Source organism: Diaphorobacter sp. ED-3 (assembly GCF_027625375.1).
GTDB classification, from domain to species: domain Bacteria; phylum Pseudomonadota; class Gammaproteobacteria; order Burkholderiales; family Burkholderiaceae_C; genus Diaphorobacter; species Diaphorobacter nitroreducens.
The window spans coordinates 3,053,284-3,073,269 of sequence record NZ_CP115182.1 but is presented as its reverse complement, the minus strand read 5'-3'; the positions used below and the strand labels follow the sequence as shown (position 1 = coordinate 3,073,269).

General features: G+C 65.3%; 18 protein-coding genes. 2 read left to right on the top strand and 16 right to left on the bottom strand.

Features of this window, described 5'->3' with window-relative positions; all coding sequences use genetic code 11:
* Nucleotides 1-218: 218 nt before the first annotated feature.
* The 6 genes from PCQ86_RS14930 to PCQ86_RS14905 form a co-directional block, all read right to left on the bottom strand.
* Nucleotides 219-887, bottom strand: coding sequence for a mechanosensitive ion channel domain-containing protein (locus PCQ86_RS14930; protein WP_270174100.1), 669 nt, complete (start codon nucleotides 885-887; stop codon nucleotides 219-221).
* Nucleotides 888-926: 39 nt separating this feature from the next.
* Nucleotides 927-1,952 carry a GGDEF domain-containing protein gene (locus tag PCQ86_RS14925; RefSeq protein WP_103737446.1) on the bottom strand — a complete coding sequence of 342 codons (1,026 nt, stop codon included), beginning with the start codon at nucleotides 1,950-1,952 and terminating at the stop codon, nucleotides 927-929.
* A 73-nt stretch (nucleotides 1,953-2,025) separates the two neighbouring features.
* Entirely contained in the window at nucleotides 2,026-3,573 is a 1,548-nt protein-coding gene (gene lysS / locus PCQ86_RS14920) for a lysine--tRNA ligase (protein WP_011806371.1), read from the bottom strand.
* Between the two features lie 35 nt (nucleotides 3,574-3,608).
* Nucleotides 3,609-4,760: a hypothetical protein gene (locus PCQ86_RS14915; protein WP_270174099.1), complete on the bottom strand. Its 1,152-nt coding sequence runs from the start codon at nucleotides 4,758-4,760 to the stop codon at nucleotides 3,609-3,611.
* A complete protein-coding gene (locus PCQ86_RS14910; protein WP_270174098.1) occupies nucleotides 4,757-5,629 on the bottom strand; it encodes a glycosyltransferase family protein in 873 nt (290 codons plus the stop codon). Before PCQ86_RS14910 ends, PCQ86_RS14915 begins: the two co-directional genes overlap by 4 nt.
* Nucleotides 5,623-6,504: a glycosyltransferase family 4 protein gene (locus PCQ86_RS14905; RefSeq protein WP_270174097.1), complete on the bottom strand. Its 882-nt coding sequence runs from the start codon at nucleotides 6,502-6,504 to the stop codon at nucleotides 5,623-5,625. Before PCQ86_RS14905 ends, PCQ86_RS14910 begins: the two co-directional genes overlap by 7 nt.
* On the opposite strand from PCQ86_RS14905, the gene PCQ86_RS14900 reads away from it, so the two are divergent.
* Nucleotides 6,484-7,353: a class I SAM-dependent methyltransferase gene (locus PCQ86_RS14900; RefSeq protein ID WP_270174096.1), complete on the top strand. Its 870-nt coding sequence runs from the start codon at nucleotides 6,484-6,486 to the stop codon at nucleotides 7,351-7,353. The genes PCQ86_RS14905 and PCQ86_RS14900 overlap by 21 nt on opposite strands.
* 3 nt (nucleotides 7,354-7,356) lie before the next feature.
* Here PCQ86_RS14900 and PCQ86_RS14895 read toward each other — a convergent pair whose 3' ends face one another.
* The 3 genes from PCQ86_RS14895 to PCQ86_RS14885 are packed head-to-tail and all read right to left on the bottom strand — an operon-like array spanning nucleotide 7,357 to nucleotide 10,424.
* Nucleotides 7,357-8,670 carry an exopolysaccharide biosynthesis polyprenyl glycosylphosphotransferase gene (locus PCQ86_RS14895; protein WP_270174095.1) on the bottom strand — a complete coding sequence of 438 codons (1,314 nt, stop codon included), beginning with the start codon at nucleotides 8,668-8,670 and terminating at the stop codon, nucleotides 7,357-7,359.
* The gene (locus PCQ86_RS14890) at nucleotides 8,667-9,770 is read right to left on the bottom strand and encodes a glycosyltransferase family 4 protein (RefSeq protein ID WP_270174094.1); all 1,104 of its coding nucleotides are present in this window, start codon (nucleotides 9,768-9,770) and stop codon (nucleotides 8,667-8,669) included. The genes PCQ86_RS14895 and PCQ86_RS14890 overlap by 4 nt, the downstream gene beginning before the upstream one ends.
* Before the next feature lie 6 nt (nucleotides 9,771-9,776).
* Nucleotides 9,777-10,424, bottom strand: a complete 648-nt coding sequence (locus tag PCQ86_RS14885; protein ID WP_270174093.1) for an LON peptidase substrate-binding domain-containing protein — start codon at nucleotides 10,422-10,424, stop codon at nucleotides 9,777-9,779.
* 85 nt (nucleotides 10,425-10,509) lie between these two features.
* Between PCQ86_RS14885 and PCQ86_RS14880 the strand changes: the two genes are divergently transcribed.
* Complete coding sequence (locus PCQ86_RS14880) at nucleotides 10,510-11,058, top strand: YggT family protein (RefSeq protein ID WP_270174092.1); 549 nt, start codon at nucleotides 10,510-10,512, stop codon at nucleotides 11,056-11,058.
* Between the two features lie 78 nt (nucleotides 11,059-11,136).
* On the opposite strand, the gene accD is transcribed toward PCQ86_RS14880, so the two are convergent.
* From accD to asd, 7 genes are all read right to left on the bottom strand, one after another.
* The gene (gene accD, locus PCQ86_RS14875; protein WP_088886263.1) at nucleotides 11,137-12,009 is read right to left on the bottom strand and encodes an acetyl-CoA carboxylase, carboxyltransferase subunit beta; all 873 of its coding nucleotides are present in this window, start codon (nucleotides 12,007-12,009) and stop codon (nucleotides 11,137-11,139) included.
* Between the two features lie 60 nt (nucleotides 12,010-12,069).
* On the bottom strand, nucleotides 12,070-12,879 hold the full coding sequence (gene trpA / locus PCQ86_RS14870; protein ID WP_270174091.1) for a tryptophan synthase subunit alpha: 810 nt from the start codon (nucleotides 12,877-12,879) through the stop codon (nucleotides 12,070-12,072).
* Nucleotides 12,876-14,144 (bottom strand): tryptophan synthase subunit beta, encoded by a 1,269-nt coding sequence (trpB, locus tag PCQ86_RS14865; RefSeq protein WP_011806360.1) that lies wholly within the window; start codon nucleotides 14,142-14,144, stop codon nucleotides 12,876-12,878. Before trpB ends, trpA begins: the two co-directional genes overlap by 4 nt.
* Nucleotides 14,145-14,888: a phosphoribosylanthranilate isomerase gene (locus PCQ86_RS14860; protein ID WP_270174090.1), complete on the bottom strand. Its 744-nt coding sequence runs from the start codon at nucleotides 14,886-14,888 to the stop codon at nucleotides 14,145-14,147. It lies immediately after the preceding gene.
* Nucleotides 14,885-15,709, bottom strand: coding sequence for a tRNA pseudouridine(38-40) synthase TruA (gene truA / locus PCQ86_RS14855; protein ID WP_220637788.1), 825 nt, complete (start codon nucleotides 15,707-15,709; stop codon nucleotides 14,885-14,887). Before truA ends, PCQ86_RS14860 begins: the two co-directional genes overlap by 4 nt.
* 70 nt (nucleotides 15,710-15,779) lie before the next feature.
* Entirely contained in the window at nucleotides 15,780-18,431 is a 2,652-nt protein-coding gene (locus tag PCQ86_RS14850) for a FimV/HubP family polar landmark protein (RefSeq protein WP_270174089.1), read from the bottom strand.
* 268 nt (nucleotides 18,432-18,699) lie between these two features.
* The gene (gene asd, locus PCQ86_RS14845; protein WP_015913943.1) at nucleotides 18,700-19,830 is read right to left on the bottom strand and encodes an aspartate-semialdehyde dehydrogenase; all 1,131 of its coding nucleotides are present in this window, start codon (nucleotides 19,828-19,830) and stop codon (nucleotides 18,700-18,702) included.
* Nucleotides 19,831-19,986 lie beyond the last annotated feature (156 nt).

Here is a 19,986-nt window from a genome sequence, read left to right as displayed (position 1 = left end):
GGCCTGTTGCCGAAAGACGGGCAGCGTTGTCCGCGGGGCTTACGGCGGACTGACATGCGCGGGGGCGATAGGGTTTTGCCCGTCACCCGGGGCGCAGTGACCGCGCTGTGCGGCCGTGGGGTGCCCGAATATATGTCAAAAAGGCCTACAGCGCCCGCCCATCAAGCGCGGACAGCTATATTTTGATGAGCATCAACCCCGTCGAGGTACTTGGGCCATCAAGGAAAGCTCGCCGGCTTGGGCGCGGGCGTGCTGGCGGGCTCGCGAGCGGTGGCGGCGCAGGCGGCGGAATCCGGAGCAGGATGTAGCCGTGACTCCGGCACCGGCGTGCCGGCACGCCAGCGGCGCACCACGCGCTGGAAGATCAGTGTGTTGGGAATCTGCAGCAGCGTGCCAGGCTCGGGGGCGGTGGCGTCCTCCAGCGTGGTGTAAAGCAAGTTGATGTCCATCACGCGGCCCAGGGCGCCGGGCTTGTCGGCGGTGTCCAGCAGTTCGATGTGGTCTCCCACGCGGAACGGGCCAACGGTGAAGATCAGAAAGGCGCAAAACAGATTGGACAGCACGCTCCATGCCGCGAAGAACGCCACCGCGCCCACTGTGGCGAAGCCGGTGAAGGCCGTCCACAGCACGGCCGCTGACACCCCCAGGCGCTCCAGCACCAGCAGGCCGGCGCTGCCCAGGATGAGCCAGCGCACCACGGCGTTGATGGGTGTGAGCAGTTCGTGCGGGAACTGGTAGTGGTTGCTGGCCCGCATGATGATGCGCAGCAGCAGGCGCTGCAGCAGCAGCGCGGCCAGGACGATGAGCACGATCTGCACACCGGGCACGATGATGTCGAGCCAGTCGTGCATCCAGAGGGGGAGGGCGGTTTTCAGTCGCGGCAGCATGTCGGGGGAACGAACGGGTGGGCCAACGTCGGATGCGGCTCAGATCTGCCGCTGCTCGATGGTGTCCATCTGCATCTCGAAGCTGAAGAAGCGGTCCCGGCCCTGGGCCTTGGCGGCGTACAAGGCCTCGTCGGCGCGCATGAGCATGGTCTCGGCGCTGGTACCGTCGTCGGGCACGCACGTGGTAATGCCACCCGACAGCGTGAGCGTTTCGCCGTTGGGCGAGCCCGGATGGGCGATGGCGCGGGCCTTCAACAGCTTGCCCAGCGCGCGCGCGAACGTCATGGCGCCCGAGCGCGGCGTGTTGGGCAGGATGAGTGCAAATTCTTCGCCGCCATAGCGCGAGGCCACGTCGCGCGGGCGCATGCAGACGTCGTGCAGCACGCGGCCGACCTCCTTCAGGCAGGCATCGCCCTGCACATGGCCCAGGGTGTCGTTGTATCTCTTGAAATGGTCCAGGTCGCACAGCATCAGCGTGAGCGGCACTCCGTCGCGCCGCGCGGCGAGGATCTCGCTGTGCAGGATGCGGTCGAAGCCGCGGCGGTTGACCAGCCCCGTGAGCGGGTCCATCTCCACCATCTCGTTGAGGTGCTGGTTGGCCACGTGCAGCTCTTCGGTCAGTTCCACGAGGCGCCTGCGCATGTCGCGCAGCCGGCGCATGGCGCGCAGCTTGGCGGCCAGAACGATCGGCTTGACGGGCTTGACGAGATAGTCGTCTCCGCCGGCTTCGATGCCGCGCCACACATCCAGGTCGCCATCCAGCCCCGAGAGGAAGATGATGGGCGTCCAGCCGCCGGGTTCTGCCTCGCGCATGCGCTGGGCCACCCAGTAGCCGTCGTTGCCGCCAGGCAGGTGTATGTCCAGCAGCACCAGGTCGGGACGCCGCAGCTTGAACAGCTGTAGCGCCGCGTCGGCCGAGGCGGCCTCCAGTACTTCCGACACCCCCACATGGCGCAGCTCGCCTGCCAGTGTGGCGCGCACGGACGCCTGGTCCTCCACCAGCAGCACGCTGAAGGGCTCAAGCAGGAACTGCGGAAATGCGTTGGCGCTGGCAGGAGGGCTCATGAGGTGGCGCAGTGGAGGCCGCTGGTGCGGCGGGATGTCAGCGTGGCCACGTGCGGCCACGCATGCCCACGGGTCAGTGCTCGCGCCGCAGGGCCGGGAACAGGATCACGTCACGGATGCTCGGGCTGTCGGTGAGCAGCATCATCAGCCGGTCGATGCCGATGCCGCAACCACCTGTGGGCGGCATGCCGTATTCCAGCGCACGTACGAAGTCGTGGTCGAAGAACATGGCCTCGTCATCGCCCGCGTCCTTGGCAGCCACCTGCGCATGAAAGCGGGCGGCCTGGTCTTCGGCGTCGTTCAGCTCCGAGAAGCCATTGCCGAACTCGCGGCCGGTGATGTAGAGCTCGAAGCGCTCCGTCACCTCGGGGCGCAGGTCGTTGGCGCGCGCCAGAGGGCTGATCTCGGTCGGGTGCTCCATGATGAAGGTCGGCTGCCAGAGCTTGTCCTCCACCTCTTCCTCGAAGTAGAGCACCTGCAGGCTGGCGAGGGTCCGGGTGGACAGGCGGTCCTTCTCCTCGGTCATGCCCAGTTTCTTGAGCGCGCTGATGAGCCAGGCGGCATCGTCCACATGTGCGCCGGCCTCGGTGTGCTGGTAGATGGCCTCGCGGATCGTGAGGCGCTGGAAGGGCTGGGCCAGATCCACCGCACGGCCACCGTAGGTGAGCTGCAGCGTGCCCGTGGCCTTGAGTGCGGCATCGCGCACCAGCGCCTCGGTGAAATCCATCAGATCGCGGTAGTTCCAGTAGGCCGCATAAAACTCCATCATCGTGAACTCGGGGTTGTGGCGCACCGAGATGCCTTCGTTGCGGAAGTTGCGGTTGATCTCGAACACGCGCTCGAAGCCGCCGACGATCAGGCGCTTGAGGTACAGCTCGGGCGCGATGCGCAGGAACATCTCCTGCTCCAGCGCATTGTGGTGGGTGACGAAGGGCTTGGCGTTGGCGCCGCCGGGAATGGGGTGCAGCATGGGCGTTTCCACCTCCAGGAAGCCGTGCTCCATCATGAAAGAGCGGATGCTGCCCACAGCCTTGCTGCGCGCGACGAAGCGCCGGCGCGCGGCCTCGTCGGTCATCAGGTCCACGTAGCGCTGGCGGTACTTGACCTCCTGGTCGGCCACACCGTGGAACTTGTCGGGCATGGGGCGCAGGCTCTTGGTGAGCAGGCGCAGGCGCGACACCTTGACCGATAGCTCGCCGGTCTTGGTCTTCATCAGCGTGCCTTCGGCACCCAGGATGTCACCGAGGTCCCAGCGCTTGAAGTCGGAATAGGCTTCCTCGCCAATGGCGTCGCGTGTCACGTAGAGCTGGATGCGCCCGCCGGTGTCACCCAGCGATCCATCCTGCAGGGTCGCGAAGCTGGCCTTGCCCATGACGCGCTTGAGCATCATGCGGCCGGCCACGCTCACCGTGATCGCCTGGGCTTCGAGCGCTTCTCCATCCAATGTGCCGTACTGCTGCTGCAGCACTGCGGCATGGTGCTGGGGCTTGTAGTCGTTGGGAAATGCCACGCCTTGACCCTGGGCCTGGTTCTCGCGCAGAGCCTTGAGCTTTTCACGGCGTTCGGCGATGAGTTGGTTTTCGTCCTGGGGGGCTGGTGCAGGAGTGGCTTCAGTGGACATGGCGGAGTGCTGGCTGGAACTTGGGCAGAAACCCTCTATTTTGCCATCCAGGCCGACAGCATCAGCAGCCCAGTGGTGCAAAGGCCGGCGAGCCACCACAGGTGCACCTGCGGCGTCCAACCCAGGGGGGCGAGCAGCACCATTATCTGCATGATATTGAAACCTATGGTCAGCAATGAGTAGCGGCGCGCCAGTCCCTGCTGGAAGGGCCGATGGCTCAGTGCCGCGAAGATGCATGCGCTACCCTGCCACAGCATGATGGGCAGGATATAGGGCAGCAGGCCCTGCCATGGAGGCGCCAGCAGTGTGGTCTGCAGTACGGCGGCGCTCCCCAGACCGATCAGCCCTGTGACCAGGGCAGCTCCCATCCCTACGCCCAGCGACTTCAAGCGTGAGGGCCGCGCTTGTGCCAGCAGCACTTGTGACCAAGCCGCGTGCACGATGGCGGGCATTAAGCCGAACAGCCGTAGCAGCACTGCCAGATAGCTGGCGTCCGCCGTGCCATGCTGCCGCTGCCAGGCCAACACCAGAGCTACGCCGGCCACGGCATCCATTACCGCGTGCGCCATGCGCAAGAGAGCGCTGCGGCCGTCGGATTGCCTTGCTGCGGATTGAGGTGGATGGTCGGTGCGGCTACCGTGAAGCAACCAGAGCGCCCCCACTGCATAGCCGCACGCCGCCGCGGCCAGTAGGCCGGTGGCGTTGTCAGCGCTTCCACGCATACCCAGCCCGGCGGCCAGCGCCAGCGCCAGCAAGGGGGGGGCTGTGCGTACGCAGGCGGCGGACATCGGTGATGCCGTGCGCAATACCCAGGGCTGGGCCAGGTACCAGCCCATTTGCAACAGCGCTAGCAGCCCGGCCCAGGCCACCACGGTGGCCAAAGGGAGGACGGGATCCGACCACCATAGGGCTGCGGCCACCAGGGGCAGCAGCAGTATCCAGCGCAACAGGCTGGCGCGCAGAGCAGCACGAAGCGCCCGCTGTGGGGGCAGGTGTGCGTCGGCAAGGAACTGAAGTGGGCTTTGTGCCAGTGCCAGCGTGACCCAGAAAAACGCCACTTGTGCTACGACGGCGAAGTGGCCTGCCGCCGTGGGCGTGAAGAAGTGGAGCATGGCCGCACCCATGAGCGCTTGTGCGATCAGCGCGATCAGGCTGGCTCCGGCCATCAGCAGCGAGGTGCGGTTCACGGGCACAGCCCCAGGCGGCGCCAGAGTGCCAGTCGTTCAAGTACGCGCGGCCATGCCAGTGTGGATACATCAGGCACCACGCAGCCAGCCATGTCTGGTATGGGCAGGTAGGCAAAGCGCGCTCCGTGCCGCGCTTCGAAGGCCCGCACCCAGTCGTAGTCGGTGCTGACCACTGGCAAACCTGCCGCGCAGTATTCGATGAGTTTGGTGGACGTCTGTTGGCTGTACGGCAATTGGTTAGGAACCAGGTTCAGTCCGTAGCGCGCGCGGCGCAGCAGGGTGGGTACCTGACCGTGCGGAACGCGACCCGTGACGTGCCCCAAGGTGTGCAGTGTTTTACGCAGATCGACAGGCGGCTCGCCAATCAGCAGAGTGCGCTGGCCTGCCTGTTGTAGTGCGGTCAAGAGTGGCACAAACTGCCGCAGGCGTTGCATGTCCCCCAGATAGACTCCGTCGAACTCGGGCGCAGCCCGTCTCGCACACGTGGCAAGAAAGGATGGCTCCACGCCCATGTCACGGAACTCGTACGGCACGCCGTCGGAAAATCCCAGCCGATCGCGCACCCAGGTATTCTGGAAAAGGCGGTACTGCGGCACGGGCTGCAGGGCGCGCTTGGCCCGGTCCTTGACCTTGGGCCAGGGCGGCACTGAAGCCGATGCGTATTCATGGATGTGAAAGGCATGGCTGAGCCGCCGCGCCGCGTCGTGCGGCACGCGGCCGCACATCCACCAACAGATGACCGCATCTGCAGGCACGCTCGCAGGGCGGGAATGCACCTGCGCGCTGTGCCCCAGCGCCGCAAGGAAGTCGCCATATGCCGCCAGTTCGGGCAGGTAAGCGCTGCCGGGGTGAATGAAGTGGATCAGCACGCCGCCTCCTGCAGCACGCGTTGCCAGTTATGCGAAAAGCGCTCAGGACTGTAGCGGCGCAGCACCTGGGCCATGTCGTGCGCCAGTTGTTCGGGTGGCATGGCGCACACGGTTTGCACGGCGCGAGCGAGCGCAGCCGCGCTGCAGTCGTGGGCCAGCGCATAGGGCATGTCTGGCCCCAACATTTCGCGCAGCGCGGGGATAGGCAGGCCTACGCAGGGCCTGCCAGCGGCCAGCGATTCCAGCGCTGCCATGGGGCAGCCTTCGTAGAGCGATGCGAGCACGGTAACTTGCCATGGGGCGTACACCGTGGCCTGTACGAGGTGAAAAGGGCGCAACTCCAGCCGGCCGACTTGCTGCAGGTCAGCACCGGCTGCACGCAGTGCCGGTTGTGAAGGGCCATCGCCTACCATGCAAAGCCGATAAGTAGTCGGCAGCAAGCGCAGCATCTGCACCAGCAATTCGGGCTGCTTCTCCGGCGCAAGCCTACCCACGAAACCCAGGTATTGCGGTGACGCGCCCATTGGCGCGGGCTGCCAATCAGGATGGGCGTTAGGAATCACCTCCAGGCGTTGCCCTGCCGCTGCACCGCCCGTGAATTCAAGGAACGAGTCGCGTGTGTGGGCTGAGACGAACACCACCCAGCGTAGTCGGCGATACAGCCAGCGCAGCCAGGCGCGTTTGGCAGCACTGGCATGGGCGTGCTCCAGCACCTCCTGCGTGGGGCCGTGAAGCCATGCCACCACGGGCCGGCGCAGCAGCATGCCCAGCAGCCAGGCTGCATAGGACGGCAGAAAGCCGTTCGTGGCTACGATGATGTCGGCCCGCCAAACGGCACGCAGAAGCGCTCCGATGTGCGTATTGCGCAGGGCCAAGGCGACCGGTATCTGGCCTGCGCACCGCAGTGCATTCGCCAGCGTCTGTGTGGCGGTGTGAATACCGCCAACGGCCATGTCTTCTTGCAACAACAGGATGTAGCGCGTGTGCATTCTGGTGGAGGGCGCGCCAATAATCGCACGATGCCACACATTGAAACCTATTTGCTGGGCGAGGCTTTCAGCGACGATTTGCCTTTCAGGCCGGGGATTATCGGACATGCCCAGCCACGCGGTGATTTGCTGGCCGGCTGGGTCGCGCAGCAGTGCGTGCTGCATGTGGGCTTTGCCGACCATGCACCACTGATTGCACGTCGCGCCTCCGATGGCAGTTGGTTGCACGCGCTTCTCAGCCGCAACGCACGGATCTGCCATGGTATCGACATCAACGCCACCGCTGTGGACACGGCGCGCAGCCTGGGTTTTGACCACGTGCAGCAGCTCGACGTGTTCGCTCCCGAGGCCCCGCAGGTGCTGGCCCGGTGTGCGCCCGACATGGTGCTGGTGCCTGATGTAATTGAACACCTGCCTGACCCCGCCGCGTTCCTGCGGCGGCTGGCGCAGTGCCTGCCAGAGGCGGAGTTCGTCGTCAGTGTGCCCAATGCGTTGTCCCTGCGCAATGCGCTTCACGGCGTGTGCGGGGTGGAGCATGTCAACACCGACCATCGGGCGTGGTTTTCACCCTTCACACTACTGAAGGTGCTGGCGGATGCAGGGCTAGTGGGCGCCGAACTGCACAGCTGCCAGGTGGCGGCGCCGGGGACGATGAAGGGACGCCTGTTGCATCGGCTGGCAGTGCGCAGGCCGTTGTTGGCGGATGTGCTGGTTGCGCGAGTGAAGGCACGTTGACAACTAGCGCGCTCCGAAACCTGTGAGCACCGTGTGCACCGTCTTGTAGGCAATGAGCAGATCCAGAGCCATGGAGCAGTGCGTCACGTAATACAGGTCATAGCTCAGCTTGATAGCGGTCTGCTCGGCGCTATCGGTATAGCCATGCTGCACCTGCGCCCAGCCCGTGAGACCGGGGCGCATCAAGTGGCGGTAGGGGTAGGCGGGCATGGCTGCGGCAAAGTTGTGCGCGAACTCTGCCTGCTCGGGACGCGGGCCGATCAGGCTCATTTCTCCGCGCAGTACGTTCCAGAGCTGGGGTAGTTCATCGAGCCGCGTGCGGCGGATGAAGCGGCCAACTGACGTGATACGGTCGTCCTGCTGTTTGGCGAACTGAACGATGTGGCTGGCAGGCTCGTGACGCATGCTGCGCAGCTTCCATATGCGGAAGCTGCGTCCGTGGCGACCCATGCGCTGCTGCGAGTACAACATGGGGCCGGGTGAATCGAACTTCACTGCCAGCCCCGCGGCCATACACAGCGGAACCCATAGCGGCACCATGATGAGGGTCAGGCCCAAGTCCAGCATGCGCTTGGCGATGTCGTAAGCAGGGTAATTGGTCAGTTGCCATAGATCTTGCTCGCCCAGCGTCCCGGTGATTTTGCGGCCCGACAGCATTTCCGCTGCCGCTTCTGCGCTGTAGAGAGGGATGCGCTGGAGTTTGAGCTCGCTGATCCACTGTTGGCGTTGCGGGTCGGGATCAGCCAGCCGGTCTAGCACCACACCGTCCACGGCTGCGCGCTGTTTTCGCGCTGGTAGTCCGGCCACCCAGCTGGTCAGGCGCAGTCGGTCATCGCCTTGCTCCTGCGGGCGCAGCATTTGGCGCAGGACGTAGGGTAAGTCGGCATCCACGTAGGCCAGGTGCAGCGTACGGCGGGTCCCCCACAGCGCATGCCCGCACAGCAGCCAAGCCAAGGCCAGCATGTAGGCCATCAATACGGCGCCGCGCGAATAGGGCGCTTGCAGCAGTGCAAAGCCCAACGGGGTGAGCAGAAAGGCCACCGTGATCACCACCAGCAAAAAGCCACCCTGCTCCCGCGGCGGTAGATGGGCGCCCTGGTGCAGCCAGCGTGTTGCCAACAGGTAGGACACCGCACACCACAGCACGGTGGCGGGGAACAGCGGTGTGACCCAGCCTGCGTGTTGCATCTTGTGCGCTATGGCGTAACCCAGCGCTTGAGGCAACAGGCCGAGCAGGCTCCACCACAGCAGCGCGCCATCACGCCGTGCCGGGTCGGGTTCGGCGCAGGGTCGGGAGGTGACAACAGGCTGGGTCATGCACGGACCTGGGTGTAGATGGAGAGTATGGCCGACGCCATGCGTTCCGGGGCATGATGTTCTTCGTAATGGCGGCGGGCCATTCGGCCCATGTGCTCGCGCAGCGCGGGGCTGCGGATTAGGCGCTCCATGGCTTGAGCGATGGCCTCCACGTCATTGGACACCAGGAATCCGTATTGTTCGGAGGGGAGCAATTCCGCCATCCCAGGTAGCCGACTGACCACGACGGGCAGCCCCGCCCGCATGGCTTCGATCACGGAGATGGGAAGACCTTCGTGGTCAGACAGCAGCACGAAAAGGTGGTGCTGTGCGAGGCGCTGGGGCACGTCATCCACGTCGCCCACAAAACTCACTTGAAATAAGCCCAACCCGGATGCCAGCGCCTGCAAGGCCGTGCGATCCGGGCCATCGCCGATGATGCTGGCCGCTACCTCATGCCCCAGGCCATCGCGCAGCCGGACCAGGGCATGCAGGAGCAGGTCGGGGCGCTTGGGTGCGGCCAGCCGGGCTACCATGGCAACGCGCACGGGTTCCAGCCCAGGCTGAGCGCGCTGGCTATTGTTTTCTATGGCATTGGGTACGACGGTCAGCCGGTCAGCGCGAATCGGCAAACCTCGGGCAAGTTGTCGCTCGTGCTGCGATACACACACCATGTGCTCCGTCCAACGCGCCAGCAACCATTCACAGCACCACGCCACTGTGCGGCGTACCCGGGGTACTTCGGGTTTGAAAGCGAAGCCATGCACTGTGTAGATCACGGGCTTGCGGCACAGTCTGCCCGCCAGGCGTGCGACTACGCCCGATACGGCGCTGTGCGCGTGCAATATGTCGGGTTCGTGCTCGCGGATCAGGGCGCGCAGTTGCAGTACCGAACGGAACAGATGCCAGGGCGCCAGCGAATTGCGCAGGCTTGGCAGGCGGTAAATCGGTAGTCCCAGCGTGTGTAGGTCGCTTTCGAGCGGCGTGGGACCCGTGCCGCCAATGACAGCGCTGAAATGGATGCGGGAGGCCAGAGCCTGGCACAAGGTGCGCACATGGGTCTGGGCACCTCCTCGTTCGCCCTTGGTGATCACTTGCATCACCTTCAGTTTGGCCTGCATGCAACGCTAGCCAGAAATGCCGGTACGTTCCAGGATGTCACTCACCAGCTCCAGCCGCACCAGCGGGTTGTCCAGTTGCATGAGCTGCTGCTTGAGTTCCAACGGAATGGGCAATAACTCGCACCAGCGATTGGCAAGCCAACCGCAGTCTTGGAGATCTGTGCGTGAGGGCTGTGCGTGTGCGGCTGGTCCCCCGGCTGCTCCTGCCGCCTGCTCGCGCAATGACGACAACACCTGCGTCAGTGTGCTAGCTGCACGCTGCAAGTCTGGGGGAACTTGGACCGGCGTGTCGCAAGGGATCTGTTCCACATTGGCGGTCCACAGCCCGTGGGGCAGCAGTTGTTTGCGCACGACACGAAAGCGGGCGATCCCCCGGCAACGTACGTGCATCAGCCCCGCTTGCAGTTCTTCTAAATGCTCGATCATGGCCAATGTGCCGACGCTGTACAGGCTTTCCGGCAGGGCGCCCGCCTGGCGCACCTCATGGCCGCGGGCCAGGGCCACGACGCCGAAGGGGGCACCCGCGCGGTGGCATTTGCGCACCATGTCCAGGTAACGCACCTCGAACACACGCAGCGGTAGAACACCACCGGGAAACAGCACGGTGTTGAGCGGAAACAGGGGCAGGGAGGTCAGCGTGAGGGGATCGGACATGGCGGCATGCGTAGCGTCGCTATCATCCCACGTTGAACCCGTGTGCGGCGCACCGCAACGGGGTCGACCTATTTGCTAATCGGCCATGATGTTTCAAATTCTGTCTTTTCTCCTCGACGTTGCCAGCGGCCTGCTTACCGGGGCTTGCCTGTTGCGGCTGTACATGCAGCTGCAGCGGGTGTCGTTTGCCAATCCCGTGGGCCGTCTCGTGTTTGCCCTGAGCGACTGGCTGGTGCTGCCACTGCGCAAGCTCGTTCCGTCGGCGGGGCGGTGGGATCTGTCTTGCCTTGCGGCGGCGCTGCTGCTGCAACTGGTCCAGTATCTGCTGCTGTGGCTTCTGGTGGGCGGGGGGATGGGACTGGCCTGGCTGCCGTGGATGGCGCTTTTTGGCCTGGCGCGCGTGGCCGTGTCGGGACTGATGGGCTTGCTGATCGTTTATGCCGTGCTCTCGTGGGTGCAGACGCGATCGCCCATCAGCGATGTGATCACCCGCCTGTGCGAGCCGTTGTTGCGCCCCGTGCGCCGTGTTCTGCCGCTACTGGGGGGGGTGGATCTGTCGCCGCTGGTGGTGCTGGTGCTGCTGCAGGTCGTGATGATCGTGCTGGGGCATCTGCAGGCCAGCGTCATGATGTAGCGACATTGTTCTCAATAAAAATAGCTGCTAGCGCCCGTCCAGCAAGCGCTAGCAGCTATTGTTTTTGATGTCCATGGTTCAGGCTACCGCGTCGGCCGGCAGGCGCTGCAGCATGGACAGGCATTGCGCCACGGTCTGGCGCAGTTCGCGGCGGTCGCAGATGAAGTCCACAGCGCCCTTGGTCTGCAGGAACTCCGCGCGCTGGAAACCCTCGGGCAATGTGACGCGCACGGTGGATTCGATCACGCGCGGGCCGGCAAAGCCGATCAGGGCCTTGGGCTCGGCGATCACGATATCCCCCACGAAGGCGAAGCCGGCCGACACGCCACCCATGGTAGGGTCGGTCAGCACGCTGATGTAGGGCAGGCCTTTCTTGGCCAAACGGGTGAGGGCCGCATTGGTCTTGGCCATCTGCATCAGGCTGAGCAGGCCTTCCTGCATGCGTGCGCCGCCCGTGGCGGTGAAGCAGATGAAGGGCACCTTCTGCTCGATGGCGGTTTCCACGCCGCGGACGAAGCGCTCGCCCACCACGGAACCCATGGAGCCGCCCATGAAATCGAACTCGAAGCAGGCCACTACGACGTTGATGCTCTTGACCGCGCCGCCCATCACGATGAGCGCGTCGGTTTCGCCGGTGTTCTCCAGGGCTTCTTTCAGGCGTTCGGGATACTTGCGGCTGTCCTTGAACTTGAGAGCGTCGACCGGCAGCACTTCCTGGCCGATCTCATAGCGTCCCTCGCCGTCCAGAAAGGCGTTGAGCCGCGCACGGGCACCGATGCGGTGGTGGTGGCCGCACTGGGGACAGACGTTTTCGTTGTGCTCCAGATCAGTCTTGTAGAGCACGTTCTCGCAGCTCGGGCACTTGATCCACAGGCCCTCGGGCATCTGGCGACGCTCGGTAGGGTCGGTCTGCTGGATTTTGGAAGGCAGGAGTTTTTCGAGCCAGGACATAGGTTTCCTCTGTTCAGATCGCGGCTGCGCGCGGGCCGTGGCCGGCGCGCAGGGCCGTCATTATGCGTCCAGCGCCTTGCGCACCCCACGCAGAAAGTCCACGGTGATACCGACCACTTTCTCATGGGGCTGGTCTTCGATGAGCTGGATGATGCGGCTGCCGATGACCACCGCATCGGCCACGCGGCCGATGGCCTGCGCGGTGGCGGCATCGCGAATGCCAAAGCCCACGCCGACGGGGACCTTCACATGCTCGCGGATGCGCGGCAGCATGGCCTCGACGGCGGCCGTATCCAGCGCGCCGGAGCCGGTCACGCCCTTGAGCGAGACGTAGTAGACGTAGCCGCTGGCTACGCGAGCCACCTGCTGCATGCGTTTCGCCGTGGAGGTAGGCGCCAGCAGGAAGATCAGGTCGATGCCGTGGCCGCGCAGGTCGGCGGCGAACTGCTCGCACTCCTCGGGCGGGTAGTCCACGATCAGCATACCGTCCACGCCGGCTTCGCCCGCGTCGCGGGCGAAGGCGCCCTTGCCGTGGCGTTGCTCGTAGCGCTCCACCGGATTCGCGTAGCCCATCAGCACCACGGGCGTGGTGCTGTTGCGCAGGCGGAAGCTGCGCACCATCTCCAGCACCTGGGCCAGGCCCACGCCCAGTGCCAGGGCCTTCTCGCCCGCCTTCTGGATGACGGGGCCGTCGGCCATCGGGTCGGAAAAGGGCACGCCCAGTTCGATCACATCGGCGCCGGCCTCGACCATGCCGTGCATCAGGGCCGGTGTGATGTCGACGAAGGGAAAGCCTGCTGTGACGTAGGGGATGAGCGCCTTGCGGCCCTTGGACTGCAGCTCTGCAAAAGTGTCAGCGATGCGGCTCATGCGGCGGGTCCTCCCTTGACGGTCAACCCGCGCATGGAGGGACGGTCGTAGAAGTCCACGCCAGACAGGTCGGCCACGGTGCCGATGTCCTTGTCGCCGCGGCCGGACAGGTTCACGAGGATGGATTGCTGGGGCGTCATGGTCTTGGCGAGCTTGAGCGCGTAGGCTACGGCGTGGCTGGATTCCAGGGCCGGGATGATGCCCTCGGTGCGGCACAGGTAGTGAAAGGCTTCCAAAGCTTCCGTATCGGTGATGCCCACGTACTCGGCTCGCTTGATTTCCTGCAGCCAGGCGTGCTCGGGGCCTACGCCGGGGTAGTCCAGGCCGGCGCTGATGCTGTGCGTCTCCGTGATCTGGCCATTCTCATCTTGCAGGATGAAGGTGCGGTTGCCGTGCAGCACGCCACTGGAGCCGCGCTGCAGGCTCGCGGAATGCTTGCCGCTGTCCAGGCCTTCGCCTGCGGCTTCCACGCCGATCAGGCGGGTTTTCTCGAACGGGATGTAGGGGTGGAAGATGCCCATGGCATTGCTGCCACCGCCCACGCAGGCCACGACGGCGTCGGGTTGCTCGGCGGCGATCTTCTGTTCGGCCAGCATGGTGGGCATCTGCGTGAGGCATTCCTTGCCGATCACGCTCTGGAAGTCACGCACCATCATGGGATAGGGGTGGGGGCCTGCCACGGTGCCGATGATGTAGAAGGTGTTGTCCACGTTGGCCACCCAGTCGCGCATGGCCTCGTTGAGCGCATCTTTCAGCGTCTTGCTGCCCGACTCGACGGGCACCACGGTGGCACCCAGCAGCTTCATGCGGTAGACGTTGGGGCTTTGGCGCTTGACGTCCTCGGCGCCCATGTACACCACGCACTCCAGGCCATAGCGCGCGCAGATGGTGGCGGTGGCCACGCCGTGCTGGCCGGCGCCGGTCTCGGCAATGATGCGCGGCTTGCCCATGCGCTTGGCGAGCATGGCCTGGCCGATCACGTTGTTGATCTTGTGTGCGCCGGTGTGGTTCAGGTCTTCGCGCTTGAGGTAGATCTGCGCGCCGCCCATCTCGCGGCTGGTGCGCGCCGCGTGGTAAACCGGCGAGGGGCGGCCCACGAAGTGCGCAAGCTCATAGTGGAATTCCTTGAGGAACTCCGGGTCGTTCTGGTAGCGCGCATAGGCTTCGCGCAGTTCGTTGATGGCGTGCGTCAGCGTCTCGGAGACGAAGCTGCCGCCATAGGGGCCGAAATGGCCCGAAGCATCGGGTTGGGTATATGCAGGCATTTACAAATAAGGAACTGGTGCCGCATCGGCCGCGCGTACGGCGGCGATGAAGCGGTCGATTTTGCCGGCGTCCTTGATCCCCTTCAGGGGCAGACCATCGGGGCCCGTGGCCTCCACGCCGGAACTGACATCAACGGCCAGCGCCCGGCAACGCGGGCGCACTTGCCGTATGCCATCGGTCACGTTTGCAGGCGTGAGTCCACCAGACAAAACGAGATGACAGTCGACGTTTGTTGGAAGGAGTGACCAATTGAATGCCTTGCCACCGCCGCCATAGCCCTCGACATGGGCGTCGAGCAGGATGGCGCGGGCGTGAGAGTGATCGTGGGCGTATTTTACGAGGTCGAACCGTGCCGCACCTTCGCCCAGGGGAATGCGCGCGGCGCGCAGGAAGGGAATGCGGCCCCCGTCGCTGGAGCGCAGGCAGTCCTCGGGCGTTTCGTCACCATGGAATTGCGCTGTAGCGCCCGGTACATCAGCGCAGGCAGCTATCACATCAGTAGCATGGGCATTCACGAACAACAGCACTGGCGTGACAAAGGGCGGCAGCCGCCGGGCCAGTTTCGCTGCGCGCTCTGGGGTGACGGCGCGCGGGCTCGCGGGATAGAGCACGAAGCCGACGGCGTCGGCACCGCTGGCGACGGCCGCGTCCACGTCCTGCTCGCGCGTGAGGCCGCAGATCTTGATGCGTGTGCGCGCGGTGGAGTGGACGGGGGTGCTCAGTGGCGCGGTCGGGCTGCTCATGGCAGCCAATCATACGCAGCCGTGCGCGTCGGCAGGCCCCATTCCGCGCCGTATACCGGGCCCTGGAAGTACAGGCCATCGGGCGAAAAGGTAGGAGCAGCCGCGTCGCGCGACCGCGCCTCCAGCACCGTGCGCATCCATTCGGGCGGATACAGCCCCTGGCCGATGGCGACGATGCAGCCCATGATGTTGCGGATCATGTGGTGCAGGAACGCATTGCCTTCGAATTCAAAGCGCCAGTAGCAGGGGACACACCCGTGGGTGCCGGTGGACTCGCCCGCTGGCGGAGCCCGGCGTGTGATGTCGATGCGGTGCAATGTCTTCACCGGCGACTTGGCCTGGCAGGCCGAGGCGCGAAATGACGTGAAGTCATGCTCGCCCAGCAAATGCTGCACGGCCTTGTGCATGGCCTGCTCATCGAGGGCATGAAAGACCCAACCCACGCGCCCGGCATCAACGCTGGGGCGTACGGGCGACTGCAGCAATACGTAGGCATAGCGCCGGGCCACGGCGCAGGCGCGGGAATGAAAGGCATCGGGAACGGGTTGCGCCCACTGCACGGCGATGTCCGCCGGCAGGAAGGTGTTGGTACCGCGGACCCATGAAAACGGCGCACGCTGCAGTTCCGTATCGAAGTGCACCACCTGCATCAGCCCGTGCACGCCGGCGTCGGTGCGCCCGGCACAGATTGTGTGCACCTCCTGCGTGGCAAAGCGGCCCAGGGCCGCTTCCAGACGGTCTTGTACCGTGTTGCCAGAGGGCTGACTTTGCCAGCCGTTGTACGCCTGGCCGTTGTAACTGACGCCCAGGGCCATCCTCATCGGATGCTCCTTTCGGAGGGCAATGGCACGTCAGCGCGGCAATGGCCGCGTGCCCACCGCCGCATGGACATCAGCCCAGTTCGGCGAGCAGTCGCTGGGCGCGGGCCTTCAGCTCACCGGACGATTCGGCGATGACCTCTTCCACCAGGGCCCGCGCGCCTTCGCTGTCGCCAATGGTGTTGAACTCTTCCGCCAGTGCGAGCTTGGTGGCCAGAGGGTCGTCCGGCAGCGCGTCGGCAGCGGAGGACGCTGCCTTGGCGGCGACCGAGGGCGCGACGGGAACGGCCGCCGTGGGGGTGTCAAGGTCCAGCGACAGATCGCCGAGGTCGAATTCCAGGGATTCCGAGGTGGCGGCCTTCGCGTCGCGGCTGGTCAGGGGGGCGACGCCGGAGTCCATCAGGGACAAGTCATCGTCCAGGTTCAACGGAAGAGACTCGCTTTGCACGTCGGGCTCTGTCGTCGTCTGCGGCGTCACCGCTGGCTCGTCCCAGGAGGCCTGGGGTAGTTCCAAGTCGCCCAGATCCAGGGACGGGACGGGCGCCTGGGCGGCCGGCACTACCGGCGCGGCTGCGGCGGTGTTGTTGGCTGCGGCCATGGCAAACGTGCTTGGCGCCGGGGCCGACGGTGCTTCGTGCAGGTCGAGATCCAAGTCCAGATCGAGGTCTGGCAGCACAGAGTCCGGTCCGCCCGTGGGTGTCGCGGGAGCAGTTGCTGCGCCCAGCGTGCTTGCAAAGGCCGCGGTCGATGCAGCGGCCGCTGTGGCGCTGGCGGCAACGGCAGGACGGCCACCGGGCTGGTACAGCGGATTTTCGGGGTCGAGCGTACGGCCCAGGTCGGACACGCGGGTCCAGTCGGGCCCCTGGCCGTTGGTGAGCCTGAACACGTCGTTGGCGACGGACTCCAGCGCCTTGCGGTCCTGGCGCTTGGCATAAATCTCGGCCAGTTTGGCGGGGATGGAGACGCGCTCCGGATGGTGGCGCAGCGCCTCCTTGAGAATTTCCTCCGCCTGCAGGTCACGGCCGTAGGCGAGGTAGACGTCGGCTTCCGCCACCGGATCCACATCGCCACCGGCATCCAGTTGGCTGGGCGAATAGGTCATGGACGAGGAGCCGGTCGTGAGTTCGCTGTTGGCCGTATCCACACGCTGACCGCCACTGGCGCCGAAGAAAGAATCCGGCTGCAGGCTGCTTTCCGAGAACGAACTGTCCAGGGCACCCTGGTTGCGGCGGCTTTGGACCACGCGGTAGCCGCCATAGCCCAGCAACGCAAGTACGAGCGCCAGTGCGCCTCCTGCCAGCAGCGGGTCCTCCGTGAGGGCATCCAGGAAGCTGGGCTCGTCGTAGGGAACGGGCTGGGGGGCTGGACGCGGGGCCACGGCGGCGGGAGCGGGTGCTGCGGCAGAGGCCTGGGATGCTGCTTCGGCGGGAACAGCCGCCTCGGCGGCAGAGGCCTCGGGCGCTGGCGCGGCAGCTTCTGCCGTGGCAGTGCTCATGTCGGCGCTTGCAGCCGCGGTAGCGGGCGCGGGCAACCCCCCGGCGGCGGGTACTGCCACCGCCGGCTGGCTGGCAGGGGCGGAAGGCGCTGTGGCTCCTGGCGCAGCTGCGCCAGCGCCGGCTGGCGCGGAGGCGCCGCTGAGCTGGTTCAGGTCCGAGATGTTCTTGGACAGCTCCGCCATGCGGGCGCTGTTCTGTTCGGCCTGCTTGTCGCGGGCCATCTGCTCCTCGGTCTTCTGGGCCTGAACGCTGCCTTTGGAGAGAGTGAGCTTATCGGGGGCGGCAGCGGCGGGCTTGCTCTCGTCCACCTGGGTCTGCACAGTGCCGCGCGCGGAGCGCTCTGCGGCCGCAACCTCGGCCTTGGGAGCTGTCGCAGCCATGCGGCGACGGAATTCATTGAAATCGCGGCTTTGCGCAGCGACGATCTTGCGAGCTTCGGTGGCGTCCGTGGCTTGAGCCTCCGTTTCGCTAGGCATCTGCAGCACTGCGCCGGAACGCAGACGATTCACATTGCTGTTGACGAACGCGTCCGGATTGGCGCGCATCATTGCTACCAGCATCTGGTCCAGCGAGACGCCAGCGGGGCGATGGGCTTCCGCGATGCGGCCGGCCGTATCCCCCGGGCGCACGCGAATCTCGTCACCGCCAGCGAACGCGGGTGCCTCTGCGGGGGTGGGACGGCCGGCTACGGCGGGTGCGGGAGGGGTTGCTGGGCGTGCGACAGGCGCGGGCGCCGCGGTGGTGGCGGGGGTGCGCGGCGCAGTTGCCGCGGCACGGGGTGACGTTACCTGAGGTGCGGCGGTCACCGCCGCCTGCGGGCGGCTCGCCGGCGGGTCGAACAGCATCGTGTAGCTACGCACGATATGGCCGGAACTCCAGGTCGCATCGATAACCAAATCCACGAAGGGATCGTTGACCGGGCGGGTACTGCTCAAGCGCAGCACCATGGAGCCATTCGTGCGGCGGTGCAGTTGCACTTGCACGCTGTGCGCAGCGGGGGAATATTCCATGCCCTGGCTGCGGAAAACTTCAGGGCTGGCGGTGCTCACGCGCAGCGATTCGGCCTCGGCAGCAGTGATCTGGGGCAGTTCGATTTCCGCGCGCAGGGGCTCGCCAAGCGCCGACTGGACATTCACGCGGCCCAGGGCGAGAGCACTTGCATCGGTGGTGTAAAGACCAGCCGAGAGGATGGCCGCGGTGGCCAGGACAGAAAATTTCCAGCGATGCATGTGTGCGACGAATGAAGAGATGGATGGTGCCGAGGGGGCGGTATTTTTCTGGTCGTGATCGAGCCGCCCAGGCGCGTGAAAATATGTAAAAAGCACCATAGCATCAATGTTTTGCACTGACAAGCTGAGGTGTCGCGCCACGTTTTATACGGTGCGGGAAGAGGCCGGGACGGCCTTATTCCTGTTGGTAATGGACAACGATCGGTAACGGGCCGTATCAATCTATGACCTCGAAAAAACGCCACCCGAAGGTGGCGTTGAATCTGCGTCAGGCGTCTAGCAGGATGCGCAGCATGCGGCGCAGCGGCTCGGCGGCGCCCCACAGCAACTGGTCGCCGATGGTGAACGCGCCCACATACTCCGGACCCATGGCCAGCTTGCGGATGCGGCCGACGGGAATGGTCATGGTGCCGGTGACGGCCACGGGAGTCAGGTCCTTCAGCGTCGCCTCCCGCGTATTGGGAACCACCTTCACCCAGTCGTTGTCGGCAGCGATCATGGCTTCGATGTCGGCCACGGGCACATCCTTCTTGAGCTTGAAGGTCAGTGCTTGGCTGTGGCAGCGCATGGCGCCTACGCGCACGCAGAAACCGTCCACCGGCACTGCGGCGGTGTTGAAGCCTTCCCCCTGGCCCAGGATCTTGTTGGTCTCGGCCATGCCCTTCCACTCTTCCTTGGACATGCCGTTGCCCAGGTCCTTGTCGATCCACGGGATGAGTGAGCCGCCCAGCGGCACGCCGAAATTGGCCGTCTCCGCGCCCGACAGGCTGCGCTGCTTGGCGATGACCTTGCGGTCGATTTCCAGGATGGCGCTCTTGGGATCGTCGAGCAGGGCCTTCACCTCGGCATTCAGCGTGCCGTACTGCGTCAGCAGTTCGCGCATGTGCTGCGCGCCGCCGCCGCTGGCCGCCTGGTAGGTCTGGGTGCTCATCCACTCGACGAGCCCGGCCTTGTACAGCGCACCCACGCCCATCAGCATGCAGGACACGGTGCAGTTGCCGCCAATCCAATCCTTGCCGCCGTTCGCCAGTGCGTTCTTGATGACGGGCATGTTCACCGGGTCGAGCACGATGACCGCGTTCTTTTCCATGCGCAGGGCGGAGGCGGCGTCGATCCAGTGGCCGTTCCAGCCGGCCGCGCGCAGCTTGGGGTACACCTCGTTGGTGTAGTCGCCGCCCTGTGCGGTGAGGATGATGTCGCAGCGCTTGAGCTGTTCGATGTCGAACGCGTCCTGCAGCGTGGTCTCGTTCTTGGCCTGGGCGGGCGCCTTGCCACCTGCGTTCGAGGTGGAGAAGAACAGGGGCTCGATCAGATCGAAGTCCTTTTCCTGCGCCATGCGGTCCATCAGGACCGAGCCGACCATGCCGCGCCAGCCGACCAAACCTACCAACTTGCTCATTTCATCGCCCTTTCAAAGTAAAAAACAGTACGCACGCGACCGGTGGCTGCTTTCTTCCGCCCCCGGCTCGTCTAGGCCAGGGAGGGCGCACGACGATGCCGGAGCTGGATCAGCCCGTAATGGTCGTGGTTTTGGTGATTGCGCGCGCAGCCTTGC

Excerpts from the sequence above, each read along its gene's own strand:
- PCQ86_RS14930 (WP_270174100.1), bottom strand. The coding sequence starts at position 887 with ATGCTGCCGCGACTGAAAACCGCCCTCCCCCTCTGGATGCACGACTGG.
- PCQ86_RS14925 (WP_103737446.1), bottom strand. The coding sequence starts at position 1,952 with ATGAGCCCTCCTGCCAGCGCCAACGCATTTCCGCAGTTCCTGCTTGAG.
- lysS (WP_011806371.1), bottom strand. The coding sequence starts at position 3,573 with ATGTCCACTGAAGCCACTCCTGCACCAGCCCCCCAGGACGAAAACCAA.
- PCQ86_RS14895 (WP_270174095.1), bottom strand. The coding sequence starts at position 8,670 with ATGACCCAGCCTGTTGTCACCTCCCGACCCTGCGCCGAACCCGACCCG.
- PCQ86_RS14890 (WP_270174094.1), bottom strand. The coding sequence starts at position 9,770 with ATGCAGGCCAAACTGAAGGTGATGCAAGTGATCACCAAGGGCGAACGA.
- PCQ86_RS14885 (WP_270174093.1), bottom strand. The coding sequence starts at position 10,424 with ATGTCCGATCCCCTCACGCTGACCTCCCTGCCCCTGTTTCCGCTCAAC.
- PCQ86_RS14880 (WP_270174092.1), top strand. The coding sequence starts at position 10,510 with ATGATGTTTCAAATTCTGTCTTTTCTCCTCGACGTTGCCAGCGGCCTG.
- accD (WP_088886263.1), bottom strand. The coding sequence starts at position 12,009 with ATGTCCTGGCTCGAAAAACTCCTGCCTTCCAAAATCCAGCAGACCGAC.
- trpA (WP_270174091.1), bottom strand. The coding sequence starts at position 12,879 with ATGAGCCGCATCGCTGACACTTTTGCAGAGCTGCAGTCCAAGGGCCGC.
- trpB (WP_011806360.1), bottom strand. The coding sequence starts at position 14,144 with ATGCCTGCATATACCCAACCCGATGCTTCGGGCCATTTCGGCCCCTAT.
- PCQ86_RS14860 (WP_270174090.1), bottom strand. The coding sequence starts at position 14,888 with ATGAGCAGCCCGACCGCGCCACTGAGCACCCCCGTCCACTCCACCGCG.
- truA (WP_220637788.1), bottom strand. The coding sequence starts at position 15,709 with ATGAGGATGGCCCTGGGCGTCAGTTACAACGGCCAGGCGTACAACGGC.
- PCQ86_RS14850 (WP_270174089.1), bottom strand. The coding sequence starts at position 18,431 with ATGCATCGCTGGAAATTTTCTGTCCTGGCCACCGCGGCCATCCTCTCG.
- asd (WP_015913943.1), bottom strand. The coding sequence starts at position 19,830 with ATGAGCAAGTTGGTAGGTTTGGTCGGCTGGCGCGGCATGGTCGGCTCG.